Origin of the sequence: Kutzneria sp. 744, assembly GCF_000568255.1 — a bacterium.
GTDB lineage: Bacteria > Actinomycetota > Actinomycetes > Mycobacteriales > Pseudonocardiaceae > Kutzneria.
The window spans coordinates 4,913,652-4,938,020 of sequence record NZ_KK037166.1 but is presented as its reverse complement, the minus strand read 5'-3'; the positions used below and the strand labels follow the sequence as shown (position 1 = coordinate 4,938,020).

The 24,369-nt window shown below is 70.7% G+C and carries 26 protein-coding genes, 1 pseudogene and 1 riboswitch; of the genes and pseudogenes, 15 read left to right on the top strand and 12 right to left on the bottom strand.

Translation table 11 applies throughout. The features are described from left to right. Positions 1-669, bottom strand: a pseudogene (locus KUTG_RS63795) (bifunctional transcriptional activator/DNA repair enzyme AdaA); the annotation flags it as partial. An 80-nt stretch (positions 670-749) separates the two neighbouring features. Between KUTG_RS63795 and ychF the strand changes: the two are divergent. Next, positions 750-1,829 (top strand): redox-regulated ATPase YchF, encoded by a 1,080-nt coding sequence (gene ychF / locus KUTG_RS21970; protein ID WP_043719176.1) that lies wholly within the window; start codon positions 750-752, stop codon positions 1,827-1,829. Positions 1,830-1,897: 68 nt separating this feature from the next. Here the strand turns inward: ychF and KUTG_RS21965 are convergent, their stop codons facing one another. Next, entirely contained in the window at positions 1,898-2,098 is a 201-nt protein-coding gene (locus KUTG_RS21965; protein ID WP_043719175.1) for a hypothetical protein, read from the bottom strand. Next, positions 2,098-2,784: a hypothetical protein gene (locus KUTG_RS21960; protein ID WP_157494701.1), complete on the bottom strand. Its 687-nt coding sequence runs from the start codon at positions 2,782-2,784 to the stop codon at positions 2,098-2,100. Before KUTG_RS21960 ends, KUTG_RS21965 begins: the two co-directional genes overlap by 1 nt. 54 nt (positions 2,785-2,838) lie before the next feature. Here KUTG_RS21960 and KUTG_RS21955 point away from each other — a divergent pair, with 54 nt between their 5' ends. Further along, complete coding sequence (locus tag KUTG_RS21955) at positions 2,839-3,339, top strand: GNAT family N-acetyltransferase (protein ID WP_043719170.1); 501 nt, start codon at positions 2,839-2,841, stop codon at positions 3,337-3,339. On the opposite strand, the gene KUTG_RS21950 is transcribed toward KUTG_RS21955, so the two are convergent. Together KUTG_RS21950 and KUTG_RS21945 are read right to left on the bottom strand one after the other, a co-directional pair. Beyond that, positions 3,320-3,901: a Uma2 family endonuclease gene (locus KUTG_RS21950; protein ID WP_043719169.1), complete on the bottom strand. Its 582-nt coding sequence runs from the start codon at positions 3,899-3,901 to the stop codon at positions 3,320-3,322. The genes KUTG_RS21955 and KUTG_RS21950 overlap by 20 nt on opposite strands. Positions 3,902-3,953: 52 nt before the next feature. Next, on the bottom strand, positions 3,954-4,175 hold the full coding sequence (locus KUTG_RS21945) for a hypothetical protein (protein WP_043719166.1): 222 nt from the start codon (positions 4,173-4,175) through the stop codon (positions 3,954-3,956). 439 nt (positions 4,176-4,614) lie between these two features. Here KUTG_RS21945 and KUTG_RS21940 point away from each other — a divergent pair, with 439 nt between their 5' ends. After that, positions 4,615-5,103, top strand: coding sequence for a YflT domain-containing protein (locus tag KUTG_RS21940; protein ID WP_043719165.1), 489 nt, complete (start codon positions 4,615-4,617; stop codon positions 5,101-5,103). On the opposite strand, the gene KUTG_RS21935 is transcribed toward KUTG_RS21940, so the two are convergent. After that, entirely contained in the window at positions 5,088-5,393 is a 306-nt protein-coding gene (locus KUTG_RS21935) for a 4a-hydroxytetrahydrobiopterin dehydratase (protein WP_043730220.1), read from the bottom strand. The two genes, KUTG_RS21940 and KUTG_RS21935, sit on opposite strands and share 16 nt — an antisense overlap. A gap of 45 nt (positions 5,394-5,438) precedes the next feature. Then, positions 5,439-5,550: riboswitch (TPP riboswitch) on the top strand. 28 nt (positions 5,551-5,578) lie between these two features. On the opposite strand from KUTG_RS21935, the gene KUTG_RS21930 reads away from it, so the two are divergent. From KUTG_RS21930 to KUTG_RS21900, 7 genes are all read left to right on the top strand, one after another. Beyond that, on the top strand, positions 5,579-6,625 hold the full coding sequence (locus tag KUTG_RS21930) for a thiamine ABC transporter substrate-binding protein (protein ID WP_043719163.1): 1,047 nt from the start codon (positions 5,579-5,581) through the stop codon (positions 6,623-6,625). Continuing rightward, positions 6,601-8,178: an ABC transporter permease gene (locus tag KUTG_RS21925; RefSeq protein ID WP_043719156.1), complete on the top strand. Its 1,578-nt coding sequence runs from the start codon at positions 6,601-6,603 to the stop codon at positions 8,176-8,178. The genes KUTG_RS21930 and KUTG_RS21925 overlap by 25 nt, the downstream gene beginning before the upstream one ends. After that, entirely contained in the window at positions 8,178-9,212 is a 1,035-nt protein-coding gene (locus tag KUTG_RS21920; protein WP_043719155.1) for an ABC transporter ATP-binding protein, read from the top strand. The genes KUTG_RS21925 and KUTG_RS21920 overlap by 1 nt, the downstream gene beginning before the upstream one ends. A gap of 231 nt (positions 9,213-9,443) precedes the next feature. Continuing rightward, positions 9,444-11,606 carry an ATP-binding protein gene (locus KUTG_RS21915; protein WP_052395198.1) on the top strand — a complete coding sequence of 721 codons (2,163 nt, stop codon included), beginning with the start codon at positions 9,444-9,446 and terminating at the stop codon, positions 11,604-11,606. Positions 11,607-11,667: 61 nt separating this feature from the next. Next, positions 11,668-12,885, top strand: a complete 1,218-nt coding sequence (locus tag KUTG_RS21910) for an FAD-dependent monooxygenase (protein WP_157494699.1) — start codon at positions 11,668-11,670, stop codon at positions 12,883-12,885. Between the two features lie 29 nt (positions 12,886-12,914). Further along, positions 12,915-13,625 (top strand): TetR/AcrR family transcriptional regulator, encoded by a 711-nt coding sequence (locus KUTG_RS21905; RefSeq protein ID WP_043719153.1) that lies wholly within the window; start codon positions 12,915-12,917, stop codon positions 13,623-13,625. 10 nt (positions 13,626-13,635) lie between these two features. Next, positions 13,636-14,550 (top strand): alpha/beta fold hydrolase, encoded by a 915-nt coding sequence (locus KUTG_RS21900; RefSeq protein ID WP_157494698.1) that lies wholly within the window; start codon positions 13,636-13,638, stop codon positions 14,548-14,550. 4 nt (positions 14,551-14,554) lie between these two features. Here KUTG_RS21900 and KUTG_RS21895 read toward each other — a convergent pair whose 3' ends face one another. The 6 genes from KUTG_RS21895 to KUTG_RS21870 all read right to left on the bottom strand — a co-directional run bounded on the left by KUTG_RS21895 (position 14,555) and on the right by KUTG_RS21870 (position 20,125). Then, positions 14,555-15,211, bottom strand: coding sequence for a response regulator (locus KUTG_RS21895; RefSeq protein WP_232240888.1), 657 nt, complete (start codon positions 15,209-15,211; stop codon positions 14,555-14,557). Then, positions 15,193-16,344, bottom strand: coding sequence for a sensor histidine kinase (locus KUTG_RS21890; protein ID WP_043730214.1), 1,152 nt, complete (start codon positions 16,342-16,344; stop codon positions 15,193-15,195). The genes KUTG_RS21895 and KUTG_RS21890 overlap by 19 nt, the downstream gene beginning before the upstream one ends. Continuing rightward, a complete protein-coding gene (locus KUTG_RS53710; protein WP_198047273.1) occupies positions 16,344-17,003 on the bottom strand; it encodes a DUF998 domain-containing protein in 660 nt (219 codons plus the stop codon). The genes KUTG_RS21890 and KUTG_RS53710 overlap by 1 nt, the downstream gene beginning before the upstream one ends. 184 nt (positions 17,004-17,187) lie before the next feature. Further along, positions 17,188-18,057, bottom strand: coding sequence for an ABC transporter permease (locus KUTG_RS21880; protein WP_043719147.1), 870 nt, complete (start codon positions 18,055-18,057; stop codon positions 17,188-17,190). Next, complete coding sequence (locus KUTG_RS21875; RefSeq protein WP_043719145.1) at positions 18,054-19,022, bottom strand: ABC transporter ATP-binding protein; 969 nt, start codon at positions 19,020-19,022, stop codon at positions 18,054-18,056. Before KUTG_RS21875 ends, KUTG_RS21880 begins: the two co-directional genes overlap by 4 nt. Further along, positions 19,019-20,125 carry a LolA family protein gene (locus KUTG_RS21870; RefSeq protein ID WP_043719144.1) on the bottom strand — a complete coding sequence of 369 codons (1,107 nt, stop codon included), beginning with the start codon at positions 20,123-20,125 and terminating at the stop codon, positions 19,019-19,021. The genes KUTG_RS21875 and KUTG_RS21870 overlap by 4 nt, the downstream gene beginning before the upstream one ends. A gap of 275 nt (positions 20,126-20,400) precedes the next feature. Here KUTG_RS21870 and KUTG_RS21865 point away from each other — a divergent pair, with 275 nt between their 5' ends. The 5 genes from KUTG_RS21865 to KUTG_RS21845 all read left to right on the top strand — a co-directional run bounded on the left by KUTG_RS21865 (position 20,401) and on the right by KUTG_RS21845 (position 24,320). Next, complete coding sequence (locus tag KUTG_RS21865) at positions 20,401-21,108, top strand: response regulator transcription factor (protein ID WP_043719143.1); 708 nt, start codon at positions 20,401-20,403, stop codon at positions 21,106-21,108. Then, positions 21,105-22,457, top strand: a complete 1,353-nt coding sequence (locus KUTG_RS21860) for an ATP-binding protein (RefSeq protein ID WP_043719142.1) — start codon at positions 21,105-21,107, stop codon at positions 22,455-22,457. Before KUTG_RS21865 ends, KUTG_RS21860 begins: the two co-directional genes overlap by 4 nt. 2 nt (positions 22,458-22,459) lie before the next feature. After that, the gene (locus KUTG_RS21855; RefSeq protein ID WP_043719139.1) at positions 22,460-22,870 is read left to right on the top strand and encodes a (deoxy)nucleoside triphosphate pyrophosphohydrolase; all 411 of its coding nucleotides are present in this window, start codon (positions 22,460-22,462) and stop codon (positions 22,868-22,870) included. A gap of 101 nt (positions 22,871-22,971) precedes the next feature. Beyond that, the gene (locus KUTG_RS21850; protein WP_043719137.1) at positions 22,972-23,316 is read left to right on the top strand and encodes a hypothetical protein; all 345 of its coding nucleotides are present in this window, start codon (positions 22,972-22,974) and stop codon (positions 23,314-23,316) included. A 131-nt stretch (positions 23,317-23,447) separates the two neighbouring features. After that, positions 23,448-24,320 carry an NBR1-Ig-like domain-containing protein gene (locus KUTG_RS21845; protein WP_052395194.1) on the top strand — a complete coding sequence of 291 codons (873 nt, stop codon included), beginning with the start codon at positions 23,448-23,450 and terminating at the stop codon, positions 24,318-24,320. Positions 24,321-24,369: the final 49 nt, after the last annotated feature.

Below are 24,369 nucleotides of genomic sequence, written 5' to 3'. Positions count from 1 at the left end.
GGAATCGCCCGGGTCGCGAGGAACGCGAGCATGCCCGCCGCGTCCATCGGCGGTCGGAACGGCAGCCGCAGCGAGATGGTGCCCGGCGTCGCCTCGCGGGGCTTGCGCTTGGCCGCACCCTCGCGCAGCTGCGACGGGGTCACGGCGAACACCGCGCGCACGGTGTCGTTGAACTGGCGGATGCTGGCGAAGCCCGAGGCGAAGGCCACGTCCGAGAAGGGCAGGTCGGTGCTCTCGATCAGCAGCCGGGCCGAGTGCGCTCGGTGGGCCCGGGCCAGCGCCAGCGGCGGGGCGCCGAGCTCCGCCGCCAGCACCCGGGTCAGGTGCCGCTCCGAGTAGCCGAGGCGGCGGGCCAGCCCCGGCACGCCGTCGCGCTCGACGACGCCGTCCGCGATCAGCCGCATCGAGCGGGCGGCCCAGGTCGGCGCCCGTTCCAGTCCGGCGAGCCCGGCACCGCGTCGGGCAGGCAGCGCCGGCACGCCCGGTAGCCGCCGGCCTGCGCGCCGCCGCCGTCAGGTAGAACTCGACGTTCTCCCGCTTCGGGCGCACCGCGGGGCAGGACGGCCGGCAGTAGATGCCGGTCGTGCGCACCGCGGTGATGAAGTGGCCGTCGAAGCGCGCGTCGCGGGAGGCGACGGCGCGGTAGGCGCGTTCCGGATCGATGAGCACGGTATGAATGCTGCCAGCGCCGACCGCCGACGGCTGGCGGTTTTCGGACACGAGCTTCGAGCCGCGTAGACTGCTCCGTCGTGAGTCTCACCCTCGGCATCGTCGGTCTGCCCAACGTCGGCAAGTCGACCCTGTTCAACGCGCTGACCCGCAACGACGTGCTCGCCGCGAACTACCCGTTCGCGACGATCGAGCCCAACGTGGGTGTGGTCGCGCTGCCCGATCCGCGGCTGGACAAGCTCGCCGAGCTGTTCCACTCGGAGAAGATCGTGCCCGCGACCGTGTCGTTCGTCGACATCGCCGGCATCGTCAAGGGCGCGTCCGAGGGTGCCGGACTCGGCAACAAGTTCCTCGCCAACATCCGCGAGGCCAACGCCATCTGCCAGGTCATCCGCGTGTTCGACGACCCCGACGTGGTGCACGTGGACGGCCGCGTCGACCCGTCGTCCGACATCGAGACGATCAACACCGAGCTCATCCTGGCCGACCTCCAGACCCTGGAGAAGGCGCTGCCGCGGCTGGAGAAGGAGGGCCGGACCCACAAGGACCGCCGCCCCGCCTTCGAGGCCGCCGCCAAGGCCAAGGACGTGCTCGACGCCGGCCGGACCCTGTTCCAGGCCCAGGCCGAGTTGGACGTCCCGCTGCTGCGGGAGCTCAACCTGCTGACCAGCAAGCCCTTCCTGTACGTCTTCAACGCCGACGAGGGCGTGCTCACCGACGAGGCCCGGCTCAAGGAGCTGCGCGAGCTCGTCGCCCCCGCCGACGCCGTGTTCCTCGACGCCAAGGTCGAGTCCGAGCTCATCGAGCTGGACGCCGAGTCCGCCCGGGAGCTGCTGGAGTCCATCGGCCAGCACGAGCCCGGCCTCGACGCCCTGGCCCGCGCCGGTTTCCACACCCTCGGCCTGCAGACCTATCTCACCGCCGGTCCCAAGGAATCCCGCGCCTGGACCATCCCCCAGGGCGCCACCGCGCCCCAGGCCGCCGGCGTCATCCACACCGACTTCGAGCGCGGCTTCATCAAGGCCGAGGTCATCTCCTACGGCGACCTCGTCGACACCGGCTCCGTCGCCGCCGCCCGCTCCGCCGGCAAGGCCCGCATGGAGGGCAAGGACTACGTGATGGCCGACGGCGACGTCGTCGAGTTCCGCTTCAACGTCTGATCGACGACGTCGCCCGGCTTCGCTTCAGCCGTTGTCGGCGGCCAGCGTGACCAAGGAAAGCACGCAGCTTATATAGTACCTATCTCGCTTGTGGTGGCCACCGCGACCTGAAGCGAACCGCCGGGGGCGGCCGCCACCGCGAAGTCCATGAGGTTGGGGATCGGTCCGGCGACGTCGTTCGACTCGACCTCGCCGATGTCGCTCCAGGTGCCGTCGGCGTGCAGGATCAGGTGCCACAGGCGGGTGCCGTAGAAGGAGTAGCTGACCATCACGTGGAGGTCGGCGCCGATCTGCGCGATGCTCGCGCTCCGATGCCGAGCGAGGTGCCCAGCACACCGAGCGTCCGGTACGTCGGCGACGACCACACGCCTTCGGGGGACCGGTTCACCAGCATGATGTTCTTGTCGTCGTCGACCACTCCCACCAGCCGGAGTGTGCCGCCGTTCGAGGTCACCGTCAGTCCCCTGATCGGCAGGTCGCCGAGCGGCGCCGTCTCCCACGCCGACCATGTGCCGTCCGCCAGTTGGGTCGACAGCCACGCACTGCTGCGGTCGACCTGGCGGATCAGGGCCAGGCGGCCGTCCAAGCTGGTCACGTTCACCGCGCCCAGCTCGTCGGCCGTCACCGTCGGCACGCTGGCGGCCAGGTCCCACGTGCCGTCGACGTGCCGGACGTAGTGCTCAAGCGCCGTGGACGTGGTGAAGAACAGGTGCTCTTCGCCCTTGATGAACACCGACGTCGGCGATCCGACCGTGGCCGCGTCCAGATGCCCGAACCGCTGCCAGTCGCCGTTCGCGTACCGGATCGTGTGGGCCAGGGTGTTCCCCTCCACCGCCACCAGCTGCGCGTCGCCCGCCATGCTCGGCGTCGCTTGCGCCGCCGGCACCATGCTCACCGCCAGCACCGCCGCCATCGTCAGCGCCGACACCAGCCTGCTGCTCGCTCGTCTCCCCATCGGGGCAACGTATCGGGGTGGAACGTCCCTGCGGTCCCGTTTACCGTTTCGCGCGTGCTCATCCGTGACGCCGTCGAGTCCGACTGGCCCTTGATCTACCCGTTCTTCGCCCAGATCGTCGCCGAGGGCCGGACCTACGCCTTCCCCGAGGACCTCACCCTCGACCAGGCCCGCGGCTGGTGGATGGAATCCCCGCCCGGCCGCACCGTCGTCGCCGTCGACGGCCCCGTCATCCTCGGTTCCGCCAAGATGGGCCCCAATCGCCCCGGCCGCGGCTCCCACGTCGCCACCGCCAGCTTCATGGTCGACCCTCGCCACCGCCGCCACGGCGCCGGCCGCATCCTCGGCCTCCACGTCATCGACTGGGCCCGCTCCGCCGGCTATCGCAGCATCCAGTTCAACGCCGTCGTCGAGGCCAACACCACTGCCGTCACCCTCTGGCACTCCCTCGGCTTCCGCACCATCGGCACGGTCCCCCAGGCCTTCGACCACCCCGACCACGGCCTGGTCGGCCTCCACGTGATGTGGCTGGACCTCAGCGCTTCTTCGGGTTGAACATCGCCGCGAGGTCGATGTCGATGGGGAACGGCACCGGGCGCTCCAGGCGACCACGGAAGATGCCGGCCGGGACATATGTGCTGGTCGGCCGGTCCAGCTCGTAGACGTGCACCACGGGTGCCCCGTCTTCCTCTTCGATGATCCAGAAGTGGGCGATGCCAGCTTCGGCGTACTTGCGAAGCTTGACCGTGCGGTCCCGGTGCCCGGATTCCGGGGAGACCACTTCGACAGCGAGCACCACATCGCTGGGAGCGAACCAGGTTCGGTTGAAGTCGATCGGCGCCACTGTCGCGAGAATGTCGGGCTCCGGCCGGTTGCGCTCGTCGAGCCGGACCGTCATCTCGGGAACTACGTAAATGCCGTCCGGAGCCTGGCTGGCAAGGGTGTTCGTGACAACAGTAATGACAATGGCATGCCAGTACCGCTGCGGCGACATCATGAAGACGAGGGCTCCGTCGATCAGTTCCGTGTGCCTGGGAGCCTCCGGCAGGTGGTCCAGGTCGTCCGCGAACCAGCCCTCGGCGCGGGGAGGGCGCATCCAGTCCGGTAGAGCGGTCATGGCTCAACGGTAGCCGGTGTGTCGGGGCGCAGGGAGCCCCGACACAGGTGGCTCACTGCTCGGAGTGGCGGTGCCGGGCGGCGTAGATGATCACGCCGAAGGCGGCGGCGAGGATGAACAGGCCGGCGGCGCCGGCGAAGATCAGGTCGCCGTTGCCCTGATCGGGCTGGGCGGTGACCCGCGGGCTGGGTGAGGCGGCCTGCGCCTGCACGGCGAACAGGACGGCGAGAACGACGGCGGCGGCGCTGGCGGTTGCGGTGCGAACGAACTTCATCACTTCTGATCCCCTTGAACGGCTTCACTACCAACGACGCACGGGGAGGGGCGATCGTTGCCCGGGTCGCGCAGGTCACAACCCGATGGGGTGAGAGGGAGGGGCGGGGCTCGCGAGGGTGTGTCGGAAAACAGGTTCGGGCAGGACACGTCGGGGCGTGGGGGAGGGGTGTCGCTGGGCTCTGTGGGGGTGTGCTGGAAGGCGGCTTTCGGTGTGCCGCCGGGCGGGACACGGCGGGGCGCGCGGGTGGAGGTGTCGCTGGGGTGTGTCGGAAAGCGGGTTTCGGTGTGACGGTGGGCGGGACTCGCGGGGGTGTCTGAAGCGGTGGGGCGGGACCTCCGGGGCGCAGTCTGAGATTCCGCTGTGGACTTCGGGGGAGGGGCACAAGGGGAGTGGGGGCGGCGTTGAAGCGTGTGTAAGGCCGACAAGGAGGGCCAAGATGACTACAGCATTCGCGAACAACAACGGGCCGGCGTCGGCGCTGCCCACTCCGCCCACCGGCTGGCCGATCGGGTCGTACGACACCTACGAGCAGGCGCAGCGGGCGGTGGACTTCCTTGCGGACCGGGACTTTCCGGTGCAGGACATCACCATCGTCGGCGTGGAGCCGATGCTGGTCGAGCGCGTGGCGGGGCGGCTGAGCTGGGGACGGGTGCTGGGCGCGGCGGCGGCCTCGGGTGCGTGGTTCGGCCTGTTCGTGGGCATCCTGCTGTCGCTGTTCACGGCGGGCGGGGGCTGGCTGGTGATCGCGCTGGGCCTGCTGGCCGGCGTGGGGTCGAGCATGATCTTCGCGGCGATCAGCTACGCCTCGACGAGGGGCAAGCGGGACTTCGTGTCGCAGAGCCAGCTGGTGGCCCGCCGCTACGACGTGCTGTGCCAGCCGCGCAACGCGGAGGCGGGCCGCAACCTGCTCTACTCGCTCGGCTGACCGAGCAGCTCCAGCACATTGTCGATCTCGCCGGCGAGTGTCACGTCCAAGGCCGTGATGCCGCCGGCGCTGTGCGTCGAGCATCGAAACGTCAGGGTCCGCCAGCGGATGTCGATGTCGGGATGGTGGTTGTCGTTCTCGGCGATCTCGGCGACGCGGTTCACCGCCTGGATCGCCTCGGAGAAGCTGGCCAGTTCCGCGATGCGGACTATGGCCTCGCCGTCCTGGGTCCACTGGGACAGCCGCCCCAGCGCCTCGGTCACCTGGTCGTCACTGAGCAATTCCGCCATGCCCTCCATGGTGGTCCTGACCACGCCTGAACGCAGCGTAAGCTCCGGGTGAGCCACGGGAGTCCGGTACGCCGGGCTGAGAGGAGAGCGGGCGAGCTCTCGACCGTAAGCACCTGATCCGGGTCATGCCGGTGGAGGGAGGCACTACGGGCGACCTCGCGCGACGAGGTCACCTGGAGGAGAACTTGACCCGGACGGCACGGCTGGCCGCGCTGGCGCTGGCGGCGACGACACTCGCCGGCTGTTCGCTGGTCGGAGGCGGTGAACAGGCCTCGAGCGGACACACGGTGACGCTGGTCACCCACGACTCGTGGGCGGTCGACAAGGCACTGTGGGCGGATTTCCAGAAGACCTCGGGCATCACGGTGAAGGTCAGCACGAACGGCGACGCGGGCGCGCTGACCAACAAGCTGGTGCTGACCAAGGCCAACCCGATCGGCGACATCGCGTACGGCGTGGACAGCACCTTCGCGTCCAGGGCGCTGTCGGGCGGCGTCTTCGCCCCGTACAGCAGCCCGGACGCGGGCAAGGGCCCGCAGCGCTACCAGATCGACGACTCGCACCGGCTGACGGCGGTCGACGTCGGCGACGTGTGCCTGAACGTGGACACGGGCTGGTACGCCCAGCACAACCTGCCGGCGCCTTCTGGGTACGCCGATCTGGTCGATCCCCGCTACAAGGGACAGACCGTGGTGGAGGACCCGTCGACCTCGTCGCCGGGCCTGGCTTTCCTGCTGGGCACGGTGAAGCAGTTCGGCGCGGACAAGTGGCCGGACTTCTGGACCAAGCTCAAGGCCAACGACGTGAAGGTCGACGCGGGCTGGGACGAGGCGTACACGCAGGACTTCTCGGGCTCGTCGGGCAAGGGCCCGCGCCCGGTGGTGGTGTCCTACGCGTCCTCGCCGGCCGACGAGATCGGTGACGACGGCAAGCCGCGGACCAAGGCCGTGTTGAACACCTGCTACCGCCAGGTCGAGTACGCGGGCGTGCTCGACGGGGCCAAGAACCCGGACGACGCCAGGAAGGTGCTGGACTTCCTGATCTCGCAGAAGTTCCAGGAGCAGGTGCCGGGCAGCATGTACGTCTACCCGTCGCGCGAGGGCGTTGCCCTGCCGGACGCCTGGAAGACGGCAGCCCCGCTGCCGGACGCGCCGGCGCAGCTGCCGGCCGACCAGGTGGACGCCAACCGGGAGAAGTGGGTCCAGCAGTGTCGAACGCTGCTCCAAGGCTAGTTCTGCTGCTGCTGGCCCTGGTTCCGGTCGGCTTCCTCGGCTTGTTCTTCGCCTGGCCGGTGGTGTCGATCGTCGGCATCGGCCTGGGCGGCAGCGGCGTCACGGAGGTGCTGACCAGCGGCGACACCTGGCGGCTGGTGGCGTTCACGCTCGGCCAGGCGGCCGCGGCGACGCTGGTGGCGGTGCTGATGGGCATGCCGCTGGCGTACGTCATGGCGCGCTGCAAGCTGCCGGGGGTCGGCCTGGTGCGCACGCTGATCCTGGTGCCGTTCGTGCTGCCGACGGTGGTGGTGGGCCTGGCGTTCCGGTCGCTGCTGCCGGACGGCGGCGTGCTGTCGATCGTGCTGGCCAACGCGTTTTTCAACGTCGCGGTGGTGGCCCGGACGGTGGGCGGGCTGTGGGCCCACACGGATCGGCGCGCGGAGGAGGCGGCCCGGTCGCTGGGGGCGTCGCGGTGGCGGGCGTTCACGTCGGTGGTCCTGCCGGCCATCGCGCCGGCCGTCGGTTCGGCCGCGGCGGTGGTTTTTCTGTTCTGTGCCACCAGTTTCGGTGTGGTGCTGATGCTCGGCGGGGCGCGCTACCGGACGTTGGAAACCGAGATCTACCTCCGCACGGTCGACCTGTTCGACCTGCCCGGCGCGGCGGCGTTGTCGATCCTCCAGGTGGTCGCGGTGATCGCCGTCCTGCTGGTCGGCGCGTTCGCACGGCGACGCCGGGAGACGGCATTGAAGCTGCGCGGGCGTACGGAGACGGCGAAAAGGCCGGTCGGCGCTGAATGGATCATTGTCGGGGCAGCGCTCCTAGTAGTGATCGCCCTGCTGGTGCCGATCGTCGGCCTGATCACACGGTCACTGACCACAATGGACGGCTGGCGCGCGCTGGCCGGCACCGGCGACGAGGGCACGCTGGAGGTGCCGGCCTGGCAGGCGGCGTCGAACTCGATCCGCGCGGCGACCGATGCCACGATCCTGGCGATGCTGCTCGGCGTGACGGCGGCGGTGGTGCTCTCGCAGCTGCGCCGCGGCCGCGCGGTGCTCGGCGAGACGCTGGACCTGGCGCTGATGCTGCCGCTGGGGGTGTCGGCGGTGACGGTGGGCTTCGGTTACCTCGTCACGCTCGGCGATCTGCCCTTCGACCTGCGGACTTCGCCGCTGCTCGTGCCGTTCGCGCAGGCTCTGGTGATCACTCCGTTGATCGTGCGCACGGTCCTGCCGGTGTTGCGGGCGATCGACGAGCGGCTGCGGCAGGCCGCCGGCACGCTCGGCGCCGGGCCGTTCCGCGTGTGGCGCGAGGTCGATCTGGCGCTGGCCTGGCGGTCGCTGATCGCCGCGGCCGGGTTCGGGTACGTGGTCGCGCTGGGCGAGTTCGGCGCGACGAGTTTCCTGGCGCGCCCGGACGCGCCGACGCTGCCGGTGGCGATCGCACGGCTGATCTCCCGCCCCGGCGAGCTGAACAACGAGATGGCCTACGCGGCGTGCGTGGTGCTGATGCTGGTCACCGTGGTCGCCGTGGTGGCGATCGAACGGCTGACGCCGGCCGTTGGGGAGTTCTGATGGCACTGGAACTACAAGGTTTGTCCGTACGCTACGGCTCGTTCGCGGCAGTGTCCGATGTGGACCTGAGCGTGGCCGACGGCGAGGTGGTCGCGCTGCTGGGGCCGTCGGGCTGCGGCAAGTCGACCCTGCTGCGGGCCGTCGCCGGCCTGGAGCGGGCCGCCGCGGGCTCGATCCGTTGGGACGGAACGGATCTGGCCGGCGTCGCGGTGCACCGGCGCGACTTCGGGCTGGTGTTCCAGGACGGACAGCTGTTCCCGCACCGGGACGTCGCCGCCAACGTCGCCTTCGGCATGCGCATGCACCACGTCGACAAGGCCGACCGCAGTGCCCGAGTCGACGAACTCCTCAAACTGGTCGGCCTCGAAGGCTACGGCGAACGCCGCGTGACGGAGCTGTCCGGCGGTGAACAGCAGCGAGTCGCCCTGGCCCGGGCCCTGGCCCCCAAGCCCCGCCTGCTGTTGCTCGACGAGCCGCTGTCCGCTTTGGACCGAGCGCTGCGCGAGCAGCTCGCCGTGGACCTGGCTGCCCTGCTGCGCGCCACCGGCACCACCGCTCTGGTCGTCACCCATGACCACGACGAGGCGTTCACGCTGGCCGACCGGGTCGCGCTGATGCAGGCCGGGCGGATTCGGCAGGTCGGGCCGCCGGACGAGGTGTGGCGGCACCCGGCCGATGACGTGGTGGCCGGTTTCCTCGGCTGCACCACGTTCGTGCCGGCCCGGGCCGACCGGGACCTGGTGACCAGCTCGCTCGGCGAGATCGCGCTGCCGGGCTCCGGCAACGGGACCGTGCTGCTCGGCTTGCGCGCCAACGCTTTGCGCACCGATCCGGGCGGCTTCGTGCACGGCGAGGTGGTGCAGCGGCTGCACCGGCGCGATCACGCCCGGCTGCTGGTGCAACTCAGCGGCGACGGCGTGCCCAGCGGCCCGGTCGAGGCGGTGGCGCCGGTGGCCGGCGCGCCCGAGCCCGGCGACGCCATCCGGCTCGCCCTCGACGCGGACGGCATCGCGCTGACCGGACTGGCCGTGTGATTCGGGCCGGTTCGGTGCCGTAAATTCGCAAACCTTTTCTCCCTGATTTCCGGGGTTGGACGTCGACGATCGGTCCGGCCGAAGTCCGCTCGACCGTTTGTCGCGCGTTTTCGACTGGTCGTCGCAAAGGCCTACAGTCGCCCCCGGCGGCCGGTAGCGTCCGGATGTCCTTCGGATCTGGGGATGGGGAAGGAGCGGGCGTCGTCATTGTTCGGCGCCCGGGCGTGCCTGATGTCAAAAGAAATCGATGAGGTTCTCGGATCGGCGGTCGCCAATACCGTCGCCGCCGGTCTTTACGACAACGTGGTGCAGGCCGGGGAGATCAATGGCGGCGTGCACCTGCATCCACGGGCCGACAGCCGGCCGGCTCCACCCGGCCACCTGCCGCCGCGGCCGCGCGCGTTCGCAGGTCGGGAGCGGGAAACGCGGCTGCTCACGGCGGCGCTGACCCGGTCGGGCATCGCGATGATCTGCGGCGCGGGCGGCATCGGGAAGACCTGGCTGGCGCTGGACTGGGCATATCGGAACATTGACCGATTCCCGGACGGCCAGTTGTTCGCGGACCTACGCGGCTTTGACGCGGCCGGTGAGCCGAAGACCCCTTACGCCGTTCTGCACTTCTTCCTTCAGGCACTCGGTGTCGAATCCGGGCGAATTCCACTCGACATCGATGGTATGGCTTGCCTGTATCGCAGCCTGGTCGCCGGTAAAAGAATGCTCATACTGTTGGACAACGTGAGGGACATTGCCCAGGTCACGCCCTTGTTACCGGGGAGTTCGAACTGTTCGGTCATGATCACCGGCCGGAGTCGGCTGGTCGGATTGCTGGTGCAGCACGACGCGCGACTCGTGCCGATGGACGTCCTGTCCGCGGCCGACGCGCACTCGATGCTGGCCCGCCGGCTCGGCGCCGCCCGCATCGCCGACGAGCCGGCGGCCGTGTCCGAGCTGCTGGACAGCTGCGCCGGGCTGCCGCTGGCCCTGGGCGTGGTCGCCGGCCGGGCCACGGCCAACCCCTGGTTCACGCTGACCCGGCTGGCCGAGGAGCTGCGCGACGCGGCGACCCGGCTCGGCGTGCTGGACGAGCACGATCCGGCCACCGGCCTGTCGGCCGTGTTCTCGTGGTCGTATGCCGCGCTGACCGACCGTGAGGCCGAGACGTTCCTGCTCATGTGCCTGGCCCCGGGGCAGGACCTCAGCCTGCCCGCGGTGGCGAGCCTGGTCGGCCTCCCGCTGGACGGCGCCGCGGTCGTGCTGCGCGAGCTGGAGCGGGTTTCCCTTGTGCAGGAACATGTTCCGGGGCGGTTCCGGGTGCACGACCTGATCCGGCTGTACGGCATCCAGCAGGCGCGGCAGACGCCGACGCCGCACGGCCCCGAGACCGCGCTGCGCCGGCTGGCCGACTTCTACCTGCACACCGGCCACATCGCCGATCAGCTGCTCGATCCGGACAGCCAGCCGGTCGACCTCGAACCGGCGACCGAGGGCTGTCAGCCGGCAGCCCTCGGCAGCCGGCAGGAGGCGTTGGCGTGGTTCGAGGTCGAGCATTCGCAGTTGCTGGCCGTGCAGGAGCTCGCGCATCGTTCCGGCTGGCGGCAGCACGTCTGGCAACTAGCGTGGATCCAGCACGCCTACCACTGGTGGTGCGGGCATCTGCACCACGACCTGACGATCTGGCAGCTGGCGCACGAGGTTGTGCGGGAGAGCGACGATCCGGTCGCGAAGTCGATCGTGCACCAGATGCTCGGTTACGCGTACTCGCGGCTGGGGATGCACCGGCAGGCCTTGAGATTCGTCGCCGACGCGATCCACTTTGCCGGCGCGACAGGCAATCACGCGCACCGGGCCGCCGCCCACCATGCGGCGGCGCGGGTGTGGGGGCACCAGGGCGACACCGTGGAGGCGCTGCGCCATGCCGCTGCCGCGCTGCGCATCTACCGCGTCAGCCACAGCCCGCTGCGTGAGGCGTTCGCGTTGAACATGATCGGCAACTTCGCTTCCCGGCTCGGCGACTTCCAGCTGGCGCAGCGCTCGTACGAGCAGGCGCTGAGCCTGCTTCGCACGCACCACTACCGGCCGGGCGAGGCGATGATCCTGGACAGCCTGGGCCGGATGGCCGCTGCCGTCGGCCATACCGAGGCGCTCGGGCACTACCAGCGCGCCCTCGTGCTGCGGCAGGAGCTGGGCGACACCTACGCCGCCGCCGAGACGCTGGAGCGGTTGGGGCAGACCTACCGGGCCCTCGACCAGAACAACCGAGCCGGCGCCGCGTGGCGGCAGGCGCTGCGCCTGTACCGGACGCAGCGTCGGACCGAGGACGCCGATCGCGTCGAATCCCAGCTGGAGCTGCTGAAAGCCGGCACCGCGACCGTGGACGGGGGTTCGTGGGGCTGAGTGACGCAGCTAACAGAATAGACGGAATGACGAATTTGGTCAGTGGGTCTAGCTTGAAAACATGACCACTGAGACGGAACGGGAACGCCGGGCGCTGGTCGTCGGGCTCGGCATCAGCGGTGTCGGGACGGCACTGGGGCTCAAGCGCGCCGGCTGGCAGCCCGTGCTGATCGAGAAGGCGTCGCAGCGGCGCTCCGGGGGCTACTTCGTCGGCCTGTTCGGAGCGGGCAAGACCGCCGCGGCGCGGCTTGGCATGCTCGACGGGCTGCATGACCGGACGGCGTTGGACGGCGTCACCTACGACATGGACCGCTTCGGTGAATGGCGATACGGCCTCGGTTTCCGGGACATACCCGGCGAGCCGTGGCTGATGCTGCGCGGCGACGTGGAGCAGGCGGGGTTCGAGGCGCTGCCGGCGGATGTCGAGGTCCGCTACGCCACGGTGCCGACGTCGATCGACCAGGACGACGACGGCGTCACGGTGACGCTGCGCAACACCGAGGACGGCACCAGCGTCACCGAGCGGTTCGACCTGGTGGTCGGGGCCGACGGCCTGCGCTCGACGGTGCGCCGGCTGGCCTTCGGGCCGGACGAGCGGTATCTCCGTCGGCTGAACTACATGATCGCCGCGTTCCAGCTGCCCGGCGGCCTCGACCGCCTCGCCCTGCACGACGGCTGCACGCTGCTGGAGCCCGACCGGTCGCTGTGGGTGTTCCCGTTCGCCGACCACGCGCCGACGGTGCTGATCGGGTACCGGACCGACGACGTGGACGCCGAGTTCACGGAGCCGCCGGCGGTCCGCGTGCGCAAGGCCTTCGGTCCCGAGCCGACCGGCGACATGCTCGGCGCGGCGCTGGAGGCGCTGGCGGCCGCCGACGAGCTGCTGTTCGACTCCGTCGAGCAGGTGCGCATGGACCGCTGGCACAAGGGAAGGGTCGTGCTGGTCGGCGACTCGGCCTGGTGCGTGACGCTGTACGCGGGCATGGGCGTGTCGGCCGGGCTGGCCGGCGCGGACCTGCTGGGCAGCATGCTCCGCCGGCACTGCGACGTGGAGCGGGCGCTGACCGAGTGGGAACGCCGGCTGCGTCCGTACCTGAGCTACTACCAGCAGTTGGGCGTGCAGCAAACCGCGGTCTTCACGCCCAACCGCAAGCAGATCGGCGTGCGGCGGGTGATGATGAAGGGCATGTCGATGCCGGTGACGTCGAGCGTGCTGCGGTTCATGCGCACCCACAACAAGTCCGGCCGCATGAAGGAATTCGACATCGCGCGGGCATAATCCCAGGCTGGCGCGATGGGAGGACGGTCATGGCGACACTTGCCGAACAGGACTCGGGCAGCGCGGCGCGCATCCTGGCCGCGGCGCGGGAGCTGGTGCTCAAGCGCGGGGTCAAGGGCCTGACCGTCGCGGAGATCGCGGAGCGGGCGCACGTCGCCAAGGGCACCATGTACCTGCACTGGAGCACCCGCGAGGACCTGCTGGTCGGCCTGTTCGCCCGCGACTTCATCGGCATGGTCGACTCGTTCGCCGAGATGCTCGTCGCCGATCCCGAGGTGTGCCGCCCCAGCCGCCTGCTGCCGCTGGCCGTCCGGCTCACGGTCGACCGCCCCTTCGTACGCGCGCTCCAGATCGAGGACGACGACCTGCTCGGCGCGCTCACCAACCACCCGCGCAGTTGCGAGCTGCGGGACAAGATCGGCCCGGCCTCGCTGATGTACGCCGCGATTCCTGTGTGGCGCAAGCACAATCTCGCCCGCACCGACTGGACCCTCGACGACCAGGCGTACGCGATGCAGGCGCTGCTCTCGGGTTTCTTGACCGCGGTCACCAGTCAGCCCGTGCTCGCCACGGTGTCCGTCGACGAGCCGGCCCGGGTGTTCGCCGCCGCGGTGACCGCCCTGCTCGGGCCGGAAACCGCCGGCCCCGACGACATTCGTGCCGTCGCCGACGCCGCGCTGGCCGTGCTGGCCGCCCGTCGCGAGCTGGTGCTGGCCTCCATCGCCAAACGTGATGACTGAGGAGAAAGCCTTGCCGCACAATCGGAAAGTCCACCTCAACGGCATCGACATGCACGTCGCCGAGCAGGGCGAGGGGCCGCTTGTCCTGCTGCTGCACGGTTTTCCCGAGTCCTGGTTCGCGTGGCGGCACCAGATCGACGCCATCGCGGCCGCCGGCTACCGGGTGGTCGCGCCCGATCAGCGTGGCTACGGCGACACCAGCCGGCCCGCGGCCATCGACCAGTACTCGATCTTCCACCTGGCCGGCGACGTGGTGTCCCTGATCCATGCCCTCGGCGAGGAACAGGCGATCGTGGTCGGCCATGACTGGGGATCCATGGTCGCGTGGAACACCGCTTTGCTGCGGCCCGATGCCGTACGCGGGGTGGTGGGCATCAGCGTGCCGCCGCTGCCGCGCGGATCGCTGCCACCGCTGACCGTCACCCGGCAGCGCTTCGGGGATGGCTTCTACCAGAACTACTTCCAGGAGCCGGGCGTCGCGGATGCCGCACTGGACAAGGACATCGCCGCCACGCTCCGCAGGACCTACGGCAGCGTGCGCAACGCCGACCCGGAGCCCGGTTTCCTCGGCGCCTTCGCCGATCCGGGGACGCCGCCGGCCTGGCTCACGCCGGAGGACTTCGCGATCTTCGTCGAGCAGTTCACCGCCAGCGGCTTCACCGGCGGCCTGAACTGGTACCGCAACCTCGACCGCAACTGGGAGCTGACCGCAGCCTGGCAGGACGCCCCGATCATCCCGCCTTCGCTGTACATCAGCGGGGAGAACGATTCCGTGCGCAGGTTCTACGCGATGGACGCCGCCGCCAAGGCACTCGTGCCCAACCTGCGAGGGATCGTCGACGTGCCGGGCTGCGGCCACTGGACGCAGCAGGAGCGCCCCGAGTTCGTGACCGGCGCGCTGCTGGACTTCTTCCGCGGGCTCTGAGCCTTCAGCACAGCCCGGAGCGGTAGGCGAAGACGACGGCCTGCACCCGGTCGCGCAGGCCGAGTTTGGCCAGGATCCGGGAGACATGGGTCTTCACCGTCTCCGGGCTGATCACCAGGCCGGCGGCGATCTCCGCGTTGGACAGGCCGGCGGCCAGCAGCTTGAGCACCTCGATCTCCCGTGGGGCCAGCCCGTCTACCGGGTTGGCCTGCGGGCGGATCCGGTCGGCGAACCGGCCGATCAGCTGCCGGGTGACGGCCGGGGACAGCAGCGACTCGCCGGCCGCGACCGTCCGCACGGCGGCGATCAGGTCGGCCGGGCGGGCGTCCTTGAGCAGGAAGCCGCTGGCCCCGGCGCGCAGCGCGTCGTAGACGTACTCGTCGAGGTTGAACGTGGTGACCACGAGGACCTTGGCCGGATCCGGCACGCCGGGGCCGGCGAGCAGCGCGGTCGCCTCGATGCCGCCCAGCACCGGCATCCGGACGTCCATCACCACCACGTCCGGCCGCAGCCGCTGCGCCTCGGACACCGCGGCCCGGCCGTCCCCGACCTCGCCGACCACCTCCATGTCGGGCTGTGCGGCGAGAATTGTGGCGTAGCCGGCGCGGACCAGCTCCTGGTCGTCGCAGATCAGCACCCGGATCACCGCAGCGGCAGACAAGCACGCACCTCGAATCCGTCGGCGTCACGCGAGGCGGACAGCGAGCCGCCGACCGCCGCGACGCGGGCGCGCAGCCCGGTCAGTCCTCGTCCGCCGCCGAGGTCGGCGGTGCGGGACCGGCCGGCCGCGAGGTCGTTGTGCACGGACACGGTGATGTCGTCCTCCGCATAGTGGAGTCGGACCACGGTGCGATGGCCGGGCGCGTGCTTGACCGCGTTGGTCAACGCCTCCTGCACCACCCGGTACACGGCCAGGGCAACGCCGTCCGGCGTGTCCGATGGCCGGTCGCCGCGCTGGGTGAACTCCACCGGCTGCCCCGCCGACCGGACCTGGTCGACCAGTTCGTCGATGGTGTCCGTCGACGTCGACACCGGCGTCGAACGGGCCCCGTCCAGCACGTCGAGCAGGGTGCGCAGTTCGGCCAGGGCCCGCCGGCCGGTGTCGCCGATGGCGACCAGCCCGTCGACGGCACGGTCGGGGGCGGTCGGGATCAGGAACTGAGCCGCGTCGGACTGCACGACCATCGCCGTCACGTGATGAGTGACGACGTCGTGCAGTTCGCGGGCGATCCGGGCCCGTTCCTCGGCGACGGCCAGCTCCGCGCTGTGCACCCGCCGGGCCTCGACGCCGGCCCGCCAGGACCGCATCCACCGGCCGGCCGCCCAGCACACGACCGTCATCAGGAAGAAGGTGACGTACTGCGCCGGCTGCTCGGGCGAGCCCATCCCGTGCAGCACAACACAAAACGCCACGTACACCGCCAGGCCCGCGACGAGCAGCCAGCGGGCGGTGAGGTAGGCGCCGGCGGTGTAGAGCACGACGAGCAGGCCTTCGCTGCCGAAACCGGGTGGGTAGGCCAGCAGCTGGTCCGTCACGAATGCGGCGACGACCAGCGCCAGGCAGGGCAGCGGGGCCGTGCGGCGCAGCACCAGAGGCAGGCACTGCGCCAGCCCAAGGGCGATGCCGAGGGCGTCCAGCGGACGGTGCGGGAACTCGGCCAGATCCGTGCCGTTGTCGATCAGGCCGGGCGCGAAGGCCAGCGCGGCCAGCACCAGGGCGAAGATCCCGTCCTGGGTGAGGATTCCCAGCGCCCGCCACCAGGTGAGCACCGGATCCACGGCCCGTCGCACCATCACGCGACTGTAGTCCGGCGGAGGACACCGAGCCCCAGCACGGTGATCCAAGCCGCGCCGCCCAGCGCGAACAGCCGTTCCCCGATGCCGCCCGCGCCCACGCCGCCCAGGATGCCGTCCAGGAGGAGCAGCGCCAGCAGCCCGATCGCCGCGAACAGGGTCGGGCGGAACCACGACTGCCACCCGGGCAACCGCTTCATCGCCACGGCAAGGAGAACTCCGCACACCGGCAGCGCGAACGCCCCGATGGTGCTGAGCGTGGCATCGGCCGCGCCGCCGAAGGTCGCGCCCTGCGCCTCCGGCGTGCAGCCCGCGTCGGCCAGGCGGCAGCCCTGCTGCTCGAAGAGCGACAGCAGGTCGCCGAGCCCGAAGATGGACAGTCCCAACAGGATCACGCCCAGCCTCGCCGGCCAGCCCGCCGACCGGAGGGCCGGCCACAGGGACCGGAACGCGAACAGCAGGACCGCCGCCCCGCACAGCGTGAACGTCAGCACCAGGAACCACGCGCCGGGTGCCCCGTCGGCGTACATGTCGCTGATGGTGTGCGCGGCGACGCTGTAGTTCGGGCCCTGCCAGGCGGCCGCCAGCAGCCAGGCGGCGACGAACACGATGTTGGCGATGACGACCAGGCGCGCCCAGCGCCGCATCCCAGGATTCATGGCGGAAACGCTAGGAGCACCGGACCGGCCGCGATATCCCCGCCGAGAGCCCACTTCCCTGTAGCTCTCCCGGGGGACACCCCCTTCACGCCATATGTGCGCCACATTCGACTTCCAGCGCCACATGTGGCGCACATATGGCAAAAAAGCAGGGGAAGGGGGCGTGAAGAGGGGAAGGGGCCGGTCAGCCGTCCTTGGTGGAGAGGCGGGCGTAGGCGACGGAGAGGCCGATGAGCAGGTAACAGGCGGCCTTGAGGGTGCTGTCGATCAGGCCGTCCCAGGGCATGGGGTCGCGGAGCACGTCGGTCAGCGAGGTCCAGCCGGTGGTGAGCAGGTAGGGCTGCATCCAGTCGAGCTGGGGGATGACCGTGAGGATGGCGAACACCAGGGCCCCGGCCAGCGTGGCGGCCATGACGACCAGCGGGTGCTCGGTGAAGGCCGAGACGGCCAGCGCGATGGCGGCGACGGCCCAGACCTGGAAGGTCACCCAGACGACGGACAGCCCGATGCGGGCGAGGGCGTCGCCGAAGCTGAGGGTGTTGCCGGTCAAGGTGATCAGTCCGTCGGTGCCGACGAGGATGACGCCGGTGACGAGGCCGACGAGCGCGACGGCGGCGGTGGCGATGAACACCACGGTGCCGACGCCGAAGGCCTTGACGCCGAGCAGCCGGGCCCGGCTGACGGGGGCGATGAGCAGGCCCCGCAGCGTGCCGTGGTTGGACTCGCCGGCCAGCGCGTCGGCGGCGGACATGGCCCCCAGCAACGGAAGCAGCATGGCCAGCAGCAAGGTCAGCGACAGCACCGGCAGCACGAAGCCGTTGCCGATGAGGATGGTGAACAGCGAGCCGGGCCCGTTACCGCCGGGGCCGGCGTTGGCGTTGCCGGCGATGACGGTGCCGACGCCGATGAGCACCGGCACCAGCGACAGCAGCACGATGGCGATGATCGTGCGCGGCCGGCGCAGGATCCACCGCAGCTCGGACACGAGCAGCCGGCCCAGCGGCGCCCGGACCGGGCGGTCCAGCGCGGGGCGGGCGACAACGGCGGCGGTCATTGCGTTTCCCCCTCGGTGAGCTGCGCGAACAGCTCCTCCAGCCCGGTGCGGCGGCGGCGCACCTCGTGCACCTCGGCCCCGGACTCGACCAACACCTTGACCACCTTGGGCGCGCTGGTGCCGATCAACTCCACGAACAGGCCGTCCTCGGTGGACCGTGCCGCGATCCCGTTGTCACGCAGCGAGTCCAGGGACAGTTCAACGTCCGGAGTGGACACGATCAGCGCGGGCGCGCCGGCCTCCAGCAGCTCGGCCAGCTCACCCTGGGCGACGACGGAACCCTTGTGCAGCACGGCAACGTGTGTGCAGGTGGCTTCGATCTCGGCCAGCAGGTGGGAGCTGACGAGCACGGTCGTGCCGGCGGCGTGCAGCTCGGCGATGACCCGCCGGATCTCACGGGTTCCGGCCGGGTCGAGGCCGTTGGTGGGCTCGTCCAGCACGACCAGCCGCCGCGGCAGCAGCAGCACGGAGGCCAGCCCCAGCCGCTGTTTCATGCCCAGCGAGTACCCCCGGTACCGACGGTCGGCGGCGTCGCTGAGACCGACCCTGGACAGCGCCTCGTCGACCGAAGACGCGATCGCGGAGGTGGCCATCAGCGGCTCGGCGGAGGCGATCCGACGGAGGTTCTCCCGCCCGGACAGGAACGGGTGAAACCCCGGCCCCTCAACCAATGCGCCGACGTGCGGCAGCGTGATCTGGGCGCCGCCGGGCATCGGATGCCCGAGCAGCTCGACCTCGCCGGCCGTCGGCTGCACCAGCCCGAGCAGCATGCGGATGGTGGTGGTCTTGCCCGATCCGTTGGGGCCCAACATGCCCAGCACGGCGCCGTCCGGCACGTCCAGGTCGACCTGGTCGACGGCGACCGTGCTGCCGTAGGTCTTGCGCAGTCCCCGAGTCCGCGCCGCGAGGGCGGGGGCGGCCACGGCCGCCCCCACCCCCGGCTCCACGAGGGAGGTTGTGGTCACTTCACGCTCGCCAGGGCGTCGATCAGGACCTGCTGCGGGACAGCACCGACGGCCACGCGACCGTCGTCCAGGATCAGCGCGGTGCCGACCGCGGTGCTGACCTGGTAACCGGCGCCCCACGGCCCGCTCACGCGCTTGCCGAGCTGGCCGAGCAGCTTGGACGGGTCGAAGGACTGGCCGCCCTTGGTCTTGGCCGTCTTGTCGCCGTTGCCCAGCAGGCCGGCCGGCAGCTTCTCCACCAGCACGGTGTCCCAGCCGGTGCCGACCAACTTCGGCTGCGGCAGGTTCTTGGCCGCGTCGGGCTTCTTCTGGGCCAGCTTCTCGGCGTCACCGGTGACGACCTTGGCGTCGGCCGGCGGCGTGAACGTGAACAGCGCCGGGTCCTGCGTGCCGATCTCCAGCTTGGAGAAGCCGATCTGCCCGACCGGCTGCGCGTTGCCGTTGGCCAGCACGCTCAGCTGGAGCGGGATCTTCGTCTCGGCGTCGACGGCGATGCGCACCTCGCGCAGCAGCGTGCGCTCGGTCGGCTTGGGCGCGAGCACCACCTCGTAGGCGGAGCGGCCGGCGACGGTCGCGGTGCCGTCCACCTTCACCGTGCTGTCCTTGCTGATCAGCGCGATGACCTGCTTGGCCGCCTGGGCCGGGTCGGTGGCGACCTCACCGCTGGAGGGCTTGTCCGGGTGCGCCTTGTCGGGCCCGCCGGTCTCCTTGTGCACGGTTTTGTTCGAGGAGGTCCAGTCCCAGACGGTCGTGCCGTCGTAGACGATGGTCTCCTCGGACGCGCTGTTGGGCAGCGAGATGCGGCCCTTGCCCTTGCCGTCGGTCCACACCTGGGTGTTGGTCGTGCCGTTGCCCAGGAACCGCGACGCCTGCCCCAGCCCCGGCACCGACGGCAGCCCCAGGTTGTTGGTCGCGGTCACGGTGCCGGCCAGCGCCGGCATCGACTTGGTCGTCAGCACCGACTGCACGAGCTCCTCTGCGCTGACCTTCGGCAGCACGGGGGCGGGCCCGGCGCCGGCGGGCATCGCGAGCACCCCCAGCCCGACCACGCCGGCCAGCACGCCGGCCGCCCCGGCGACCAGACCTGCTTTCTTCCCGCTCATGGCTCCCCTTCCCATCTGCGTTCAAGTGAACGCCTCCGAGCTTGGTCAAGGCCAGCTGAGACCGGGCTGAGGAGCTGAGAGAAGACTGAGAGAGGGGAGTTGAACTGGGGATTCGGGAGCCGGGCGCTGAGAGAACGCTGAGACCGAGGACCGCGGGGATGACCCGGCCGAGCTGCGGGAAGCCCGTGACCGGGGCCGGCGGTGGGGTCGAGCGTGGGGGCGCGCGGCGCTGAGAGATCCCTGAGACCTCCTCTTTCCCTGGCCATACTGGCCTGGTGAGACCACGGGTGCTCGTAGTCGATGACGAGATCGGGGTGCGTCGGGCGCTGGAACGCGGACTGACGGCCGAGGGGATGGACGTGGTGTGCGCGGCGGACGGCCCGAACGGGCTGAAGGCGGCGCTGACCGGGAGCTTCGACGTGGTGCTGCTGGACATCATGCTGCCGGGCCTGTCGGGCTACCGGGTGCTCCAGCACATGCGGGCGGAGCACGTGGAGACGCCGGTGCTGCTGGTGTCGGCCAAGGACGGCGAGGTGGACCAGGCCGACGGCCTGGACCTGGGGGCCGACGGCTACCTGGTGAAGCCCTTCTCCTTCATGGTGCTGGTGGCGCAGGTGCGGGCGGTGCTGCGGCGGGGCGCGTCGACGGAGGCGGCCGCGGTGCAGCTGAAGGTGGGGGAGCTGGTGATCGACCGGGCGGGCCGGGAGGTGCGCTGGGCCGGGGAGCCGGTGGCGTTGAGCCCACGGGAGTTCGCGGTGTTGGAGGTGCTGGCCAGCCGCGCGGGGGCCGTTGTCACGAAGGACGAGCTGCTGCGAACGGTGTGGGGTGACGAGCTGGCGGCGACCCGCAACGCGGTGGAGGTGTACGTGGGCTACCTGCGGCGGAAGTTGGAGGCAGTGGGCGCCGGTGACGTGGTCCGGACGATCCGTGGCCACGGCTACATGGCCAGCTCCCCTGAGCTGGATGCCGCGTTGCGTCGATGAACCCTCGCTCCTGGTGGCGGCGGCGGTCGCTGCGTTCCAAGATCACGGTGTCGGCCACGCTGTTCGCGATGGCGTGCCTGCTGGTGCTGTCCCGTCTGGCCGGCGGGGCGATCGGAGAGCTGCTGGTGGGGGCGGCGGATTCGCAGCTGCACAACGCGCTGGGCGCTGCCGCGCCGGCGGTGGCCGCGGGCCGGCCGGTGGGCTCTGAGCTGGTCACCGGGCAGCTGAGGGTGTTGGACACCGAGGGAGCGCCGGTCGACGGGAAACCGCGGCCGAACCTGAGCGAGCGCGACGTCGACGCGCTGATGTCCGGCATGGACGTGCTGCGCCTCGGCGACGACCCGCCGCACCGCTGGATCGGGCGGGTGGTCTACGACCCGACGGGCCTGCCGAGGCTGGTGGCGGCGGGGGCGGAGCTGGTGGGCTACAACCAGGCGGTACGCGAGGGCGCGGACTGGCTGTCGGTGGCGGCGGTGTTGGCGTCGCTGCTGATCGGCGTGGCGACGTGGGTCGTGGTGGGCTGGTCGCTGTGGCCGGTGCGGCGGATGCACGCGGCGGCGGGGGCGTTGCCGATGGGCGAGCGCCTGCCCGTGCCGGAGGCGCACGACGAGCTGCGCGCGCTGGCCGAGGCCATGAACGGCTTGCTGGCCCGACGCGACGAGGCGGTGCAGCGGCTGCGGCGCTTCACGGGGGACGCGGCGCATGAGCTGAGGTCGCCGGTGGCGTCGATCCGGGCCCAGGCCGAGGTCGCGGTGGCGCACCCGGATGCGGAGTTCGCGCAGGAGGTGCTCGCGGCGGTCACGGACGAGTCGGAACGCATGTCGACGTTGGTGGACGACCTGCTGGCGCTCGCGCGGTCTGACGCCGGGGAGTCACAGCCGGTGGGCCGCGTGGACGTGAGCGCGGCGGCCATCGCCGCCGCGGAACGCCGGTCCGGCAACGGCGGCCCGCGCATCCGGGTCGACGCCCCGCGCGCGGGGGCCATGGTGCTGTGCGCCCCGGGGGAAGTGGCGCTGGTGCTGAACAACCTGCTCAACAACGCCATGAGGTACGCGCGCGTGCAGGTCCACATCACCGTGCTGCCGGCGGGCACGACCGTGCGTCTGCTGGTGGACGACGACGGCCCCGGCGTGCCGGTGGAGCACCGCACGCGCCTGTTCGACCGCTTCTACCGCGTGCAGGACGACCGTGGCCGCGGAACCGGCGGCGCGGGCCTGGGCCTGGCGCTGGTGGCCGAGACCGTGCGGCGGCGCGGCGGCACCGTGCGCGTGACGGATTCGCCGGAGGGCGGCGCCCGGTTCGAGGTGCGGTGGCAGGCCGCGGGCCTGGCGACCTGGGGCAAGATCTGAGCGTGACCCAGGTTGTCGTAGCCACCGCGATCATCCGCAACGGCCAGGTGCTGGCCCAGCAGCGCGCGTTTCCGAAAGCCGACGCCGGACGCTGGGAATTCCCCGGCGGACGGGTGGAGCCCGGCGAGTCCGACGAGGCCGCGGTGGTCCGGGAATGCCGCGAAGAACTGGGTGTGGAGGTCAAGGCCGGAGAACGCGTCGGCCCGGATGTGCCACTCCGTGACGACATGGTGTTGCGACTCTATTCGGCGACGCTGGTGGACGAAAGCGCCGAGCCGATCGCCGTCGAGCACAGCGCGGTGACATGGGTGGAGCTCGACGAATTCGACGGCGTTGCCTGGCTCGACGCGGACCTGCTGTTCCTTCCGGATCTGGCGGGAACTGTTCGATCCGCCCCTCGGACAAATCTCTGACCTGCGCGAACGAGACTTCGCACATTTCCGGCTTGAACCGGAAGCCGGTGCCGGGATGGGATGTGCGCAGCGGATTTCCGCGGATGTCATGAGGGGACAACATGAACAAGGTTATTGCGGCGGTTGCGGCTTCGGCCATCGGTCTCGGCGTGATGGCGGTGGCGGCCCCGGCGGCCGACGCGGCCACCCACCGCGCGAGCATCGCCTGCACCTCGCCCGCGAACACGAAGGCGAACTACTCGTGGGGCGACGGCGCCACCTCGGTGACCGTGTATTTCAACAACCACTGCTCGGGCGCGGTCTCGGCCGGCATCGTGACGTCGGACCAGGACGACCGCCAGTCCATTTACTGCCTGAAGACCAACGGCGGCACGTCGGGCAAGAAGAAGTTCGACATCGGCCTGGACGAGCACGTCATCAAGATCAAGAAGGGCTGCACGCTCTGAGCTGAGCGCGGTCGCGGGAGGGCGGGGGCCCGTAACGCGTGAGACGGGTGATCCCGGGGGGAGGGGTCACCCGTCTCGCATGTCCCGTCACCGATCGCTGACATACCCCCGGGTGGTTTATATTCGCGTTCGTGACCGGTCCTCAGAATCAGGCTCGTCGAGGTCGCAGGCACATCGTTCCGGACGCGCAGGACGGTCCGGCCGCGCGATTCGCCCGCGATCTCCTGGAGCTCAAGGAGCTGGCCGGCAACCCGTCCTATGACCGGATGCGCACCGAACTCGGTGCGGCGGCGTCGAAATCCACGCTCTCGGCGGCCACCAGGGGCCGCGTGATGCCGTCGTGGGAGACGACCTGGGAGTTCGTGCGCGCGCTGGCCGGCTCCGGCGAGGACGTCCGGCGCGAGTGGCGTTTCCGTTGGGAGAACGCCAATGCCGAGCTCGCGAGCGCGGAGCCGGCAAGCCCGGAAACGGCGATCGCCGAGCAGTCCGCCGAGCCTGCCAAGACGCCCAGGGCCCGTAAGCGCGCGGCCGTGCTGGCCATCGCCGCGGTGGTGCTGCTGGCGGTCGGGGCGGTGCTGATCCCGCGCCTGTTCCGCCAGCTGCCGACCTGGGGCGAGCGCAACCCGTACCCGCTGCCCGGCGACGCCAGCGCCTTCGGCGGCGACGGCCTGCCCGGCGACATGACCTACCCGGACGGCTCGGAGGTCCCGCTCGGCCAGACCTTCACCAAGGTGTGGCGGATCAAGAACACCGGGACCGTGGCCTGGCACGACCGGTTCCTGGAAATCGCCGGCGGCACGACCACGCAGTGCGTCTCGCCGTCGCGGGCGGAGGTGCCGGACGCCGGCCCGGGCCAGATGGTGGCCGTGAGCGTCACCGTCACGCCCGAGGCGGCCGGGGTGTGCCACGTCCTGTGGAAGATGGTCGACGCGCAGGGCGCCCTGGTCTTCCCGGACCACAACGGGGTCTTCTACGACGTCAAAGTGATCGCGCCCACGCACTGATCAGGTGTGAACCCTGTCACTAGGCAAACGGCCGGCCCGAACGGCGGAC